Origin of the sequence: Nocardiopsis potens DSM 45234 (assembly GCF_000341105.1) — a bacterium.
In the GTDB taxonomy this organism is placed as follows: Bacteria; Actinomycetota; Actinomycetes; order Streptosporangiales; family Streptosporangiaceae; genus Nocardiopsis_A; species Nocardiopsis_A potens.
On the sequence record NZ_ANBB01000109.1, the window covers coordinates 1 to 4,586 of the forward strand.

The 4,586-nt window shown below is 74.2% G+C and carries 3 protein-coding genes; 2 read left to right on the plus strand and 1 reads right to left on the minus strand.

Going from position 1 to position 4,586, the window contains the following annotated elements; all coding sequences use genetic code 11:
- The first annotated feature begins 55 nt into the window (after nt 1-55).
- Nucleotides 56-625 carry a hypothetical protein gene (locus tag D459_RS0130080; protein WP_017596702.1) on the plus strand — a complete coding sequence of 190 codons (570 nt, stop codon included), beginning with the start codon at nt 56-58 and terminating at the stop codon, nt 623-625.
- Between the two features lie 24 nt (nt 626-649).
- Here D459_RS0130080 and D459_RS0130085 read toward each other — a convergent pair whose 3' ends face one another.
- Nucleotides 650-2,881, minus strand: coding sequence for an MMPL family transporter (locus D459_RS0130085; RefSeq protein WP_017596703.1), 2,232 nt, complete (start codon nt 2,879-2,881; stop codon nt 650-652).
- Nucleotides 2,882-3,170: 289 nt separating this feature from the next.
- Between D459_RS0130085 and D459_RS0130090 the strand changes: the two genes are divergently transcribed.
- Nucleotides 3,171-3,866 (plus strand): TetR/AcrR family transcriptional regulator, encoded by a 696-nt coding sequence (locus D459_RS0130090; RefSeq protein WP_017596704.1) that lies wholly within the window; start codon nt 3,171-3,173, stop codon nt 3,864-3,866.
- The last annotated feature ends 720 nt before the right edge of the window (nt 3,867-4,586 follow it).

A 4,586-nucleotide genomic window follows, 5' to 3' on the forward strand; every position in this document is an offset into this window, starting at 1 on the left:
GCGGCCCCGGCCGGGATACCCCTCCCGGCCGGGGCCGCCGTCGTACGCTGGGAGGGTGAACGCGCGACCCGGTGTCTTCGCCGTCGTCAACCGCCGCCGGATCACCTCGCAGGGGGTCTGGCTCACCGCAGCCTGCCTGGTGTTCATCTCCATCGGGGTGGCCCTGGTGCTCCGCGGCGGACCGGCCGACGTCCTGATCGGCGCGGTCACCGTGGTGCTGTTCGCCGGCGGCGGCCTGCTGGTGGCCGGCCGGCGGCTGTCCCGCCGCCCGTTCCTGGAGCTGGACTCCTCCGGGGTCCGGCTGCTCGCACCGTGGCCGCGGCGCCCCTCCGACGACATCTTCCTGCCCTGGGACGAGGTCGCCTCGGTCTGCCTGTGCCGGCGCAGCGTCGCCTACGCCGACCACACCCACGACCTGGACTACCTGCACTTCCTCGCCGGGGACGAGAAGTGCGAGGGCGAGCGGGGGCCGGTGCCGCCGCCGTCGCCGTGGACGGTCCGGCCCGGGGCGGCGGTCCGCTCCTCCTGGGACCGGAGCGTGGAGGAGGTGCTGGCCGAGGTGCACCGGCTCCGCCCCGCCCTGCCGATCACCGACCGGCGCACCGCGCCGCCGCGCAAGCGGTGACCGGCCGCCGCCGCTCCCGGAGGGTCAGGAGAGCGGCGCCCGCTCGCGGGGGCGCTCCGCACCGGCGTCCGGCTCCTCCTCCGGGCCCTCCCCCTCGGTGATGCCGATCCGGTCGTGCAGCCGGCGCAGCGGGCCGGGCAGCCACCAGTTGGCTCCGCCGAGCAGCCGCATCGTGGCCGGCACCAGCAGCGCCCGGACCAGGGTGGCGTCCACCGCCACCGCCACGGTCAGGCCGACGCCGATGATCTTCAGCGAGAGCAGCGCCGAGGAGCCCATCGCGCCGAGCACCACCACCAGCAGCAGGGCGGCGCTGGTGATGATGGACCCGGTGCGCTGCAGCCCGACCGCGACCGAGTGCCGGTTGTCCCCGGTCGCCAGGTACTCCTCGCGCACCCGGCTGAGCAGGAACAGCTCGTAGTCCATGGCCAGGCCGAAGGCGACCACCAGGATGAGCACCATGTAGGTGGGGTCGATGGTGCCGACCGCGTCGAAGCCGAGAAGCGAGGCGAGGTGGCCCTCCTGGAAGCCCCAGATCACCACGCCGAGCGAGGCGCCCAGCGACAGGAAGCCCATCAGCACCGCCTTCACCGGCAGCACCAGCGACCCGAAGGCGAGGAAGAGCAGCACCGCGGTGACGGTGATGACGAACGCCAGTGTCCAGGGCACCGCCGCGACGATCGCCGCCACGTTGTCGATCTGCATCGCGGCGACCCCGCCGACCAGCACCTCCTCCGCGCCCTCCGGGCCGGGTTCGGCGCGCAGCTCGCGGATCAGCCGCTGCGTCTCCGGGGAGTCGGACTCGCCCCGGTAGGCGACGGTGATGTGCGCGGTGCCGGCGGAGAACCGCTCCACCGAGGCCTCCACCACCCCGTCGACCGCGTTGAGCCGCTCGGCGTAGCCGTCCAGGGCCCGCTCCGCCTCCGCCCCGGAGCCCATCCCGGTGACCGCGACGTCGGCGGTGCCCACCGCGCCGGCCGGGAAGTCCTCGGCCAGCGACTCCATCGCGGCCCGGCTCTCCGCGCCGGCCGGCAGGTAGCGCTGGTCGGTGGAGCCGACGTGGGTGGAGAACAGCGCCGAGGCGAACGCGATGAGCACGCCGCCCACCGCGACCGTGTAGAGCACCGGGCGGCTCATCACGCTCTGCGCCAGCCTGGACCAGGCCCCGCCGCCGGTGCGCGCGGCGACCGCGGCGGTGACGCCGAGCGCGCGGCGCCGGTGCACCCGGGAGAAGACGCGCAGCGCGTCGATCCGCCGGCCCACCACGGAGAGCAGCGCGGGCAGCACCACCAGGGCGGCGAGCACGTCGAACAGCACCACCGCGATGCCGCCCAGGCCGATGGAGCGCAGGATCGGCTGTGGGAAGAAGAGCAGCCCGGCGAAGGCGATCATCACGGTCACCCCGGAGAAGGCGACGGTGCGCCCGGCGGTGGCCAGGGTCCTGGGCACCGCTTCGGAGACCGCCGCACCGCGTGCCACCTCCTCCCGGAACCGGCTCACGATGAACAGCCCGTAGTCGATGGCCAGGCCCAGGCCGAGCAGGGTGGCGACGTTGACCGCGAAGACCGACACGTCGGTGGCGTAGGTGAGCGCGCGCAGCAGGGTGAGCGAGCCGAGGATGGCCAGCCCGCCGACGGCCAGCGGCATCAGCGCCGCCACCACGCCGCCGAAGATCACCACCAGCAGGACCAGCAGCAGCGGCAGGGAGATCAGCTCGGCGCGGACCGCGTCGCTCTCCGCCCGCTCGGAGATCTCCTTCTCGATGGCGAGCGGGCCGCCCAGCGACCGCTCCAGCGGGCCGGCGGTGATCTCGTCGCGGATCTCGGAGAAGTTCTCCATCCGCTCGGCCTTGGTGTCGCCCTCGATGGTCATCGGCACGTAGGTGGCGTGGCCGTCCTCGGAGAGGAGGATGCCGCGCTCCATGTCGGTCAGGCCGTCGTCGAGGTAGGTGGTGGCCGAGGCGACCTCGTCCGGCAGCCGGTCCCGCATGCCCTGGATCTGCTTGACGAAGGTGAGGTTGTCGTAGCGCAGCTCGTCGCTGCGGAAGACCGCGACCACGTCGACGCCGTCGTGGCCGAGGCGCTCCTCGATCACCTCCGCGGCCCGGGTGGACTCGGCGCCGGGGTCCTCGAAGCCGCCGTCGCCGACGGCGCCGAACACTCCGGTGCCCCAGACGCCGGAGGCGACCGCGAAGACGAGCGTGGCCGCGAGCACCCACACCCGGCCGCGGTAGGTGAACCGTCCCAGCGCTGAGAACATGAAACGCCCCTCGGCATGCTGTTAACGTGAGGTGACACGATCGCGAACACGGCTAATGCCGGTGAACGGCGTCAGCTTACGGTGTTCACGGAAGATGACGCTATTTACCACCGATTCCGGTGTCAACAGGACCGGTGGCGGCGGCCGCGCCGGGCGGGCGCGCGGGCGCCTAGAGAGGCGGAGGGAAGTGCGAGGCTCCGGACCAGGGTCGGCGCAGGTCGACGCGGGCGGATCGGACGGCGGGGAGGAGCGTCCCGGCGCCCGGTCCGCACCGAGCAGGCGGGAGCGTGTGCGCGAGGCCACACTCGCCGAGATCAAGGAGAACGCCCGGCGGCAGCTGGCCGAGCAGGGGCCGGGCGGGGTGAGCCTGCGCGCCATCGCCCGCGACATGGGGATGACCGCCCCCGGCCTGTACCGCTACTTCTCCAGCATCGGCGACCTGCTCAACGCCCTCAAGGCCGACCTGTTCACCGAGCTCGCCGAGGCGGTGGAGGGGGCCAGCTCCGCACTGCCGCCCGAGGACACCGACGGCCGCATCCTCACCTCGCTGCGCGCCTTCCGCACCTGGGCGCTGGCCAACCGGCCGGAGTTCGCGCTGATGTTCGGCCTGCCCGGCCCGGACCGCACCGCCGACGCGCGGGTGCTGGAGGCCGCCCGGCACTTCGCCGCCACCTTCTTCGCCCTCTTCGACCGACTGCTGGAGGAGCGCCGGTTCGCGCTCCCCGCCGAGGAGGGCATCCCCCCGGCGCTCCGCGCCCAGCTGGACGCCTTCGCCACCGAGACCGGGTTCACCACCGACAACGTCTCCTACGGCGCCCTGCGCGTTCTCCTCTCCTCCTGGGTGCGCCTCTACGGCGTGGTGTGCATGGAGGTCTTCGACCACCTCTCGCTCATCCTCGGCGACATGGAGCCCCTGTTCGAGGCGGAGCTGCAGGAGGTGCTGACACCACTCGGCGTCGCCTACCGCCCCCAGGAAGAGCCCTGACCGCACCCGCCCCCTGAAATGCGCCGACCCCGGCGCTGTCACCGCCTCGACCGGCGGCGACGGCGGGAGAGCGTGCCGGCCGACCGATCGGGCGCGCCGCCCCACGGGGTCGGGGTTCAAGCGGGCGGCGACGGCGGGAAAGCGTGCCGGCCGGTCGGTCGGGTGCCGCGCCCCGCAGAGCGAAGGTTCAAGCAGGCGGCGACGGCAGCGGTGGGGACGAGGCGAGGGTGGTCGCCCGGGCGCGGCGCCCCACGGGGTGACGGCTCAAGCAGGCGGCGACGGCGCAGGTAGGGGCGGGGCCGAGCGTCTCACCCGGGCCCGGCGCCTCGCGGGGCGAAGGTTCAAGCGGGCGGCGAAGGCGGCGGTGGGCACCGGCCGGTCGGTCGGTCCGGCGCGGCACCCCGCAGGACTGGGCTTCAAGCAGGCGGCGACGGCGCGGGCAGGGGCGGGGTCAGGCGCCTCGCCCGGGTGTCGGGCCCCACGGAGCGAAGGTTCAAGCGGGCAGCGACGGCGGCAGTGGGCACCGGCCGGTCGGTCGGGCGCGGCAGAGCAGGGCGGGCCGGTCGGGGCTGGCCGGAGTGGCGAGTTCGCCGTTCCCGCGTCGCCCGGGCGTCGGGGGCCGGCCGCCCCTGAAACCGCCGCACCCCCTGGCCTGGATGAATACGCAGGGTGATGGCGGGGTGGGGCGCCCTGCGCACCGCGAGAGCACCCCGGTGATTC

What these genes read in the sequence shown, in the direction of transcription:
- D459_RS0130085 (WP_017596703.1), bottom strand. Translation starts at nt 2,881, where the DNA reads ATGTTCTCAGCGCTGGGACGGTTCACCTACCGCGGCCGGGTGTGGGTG.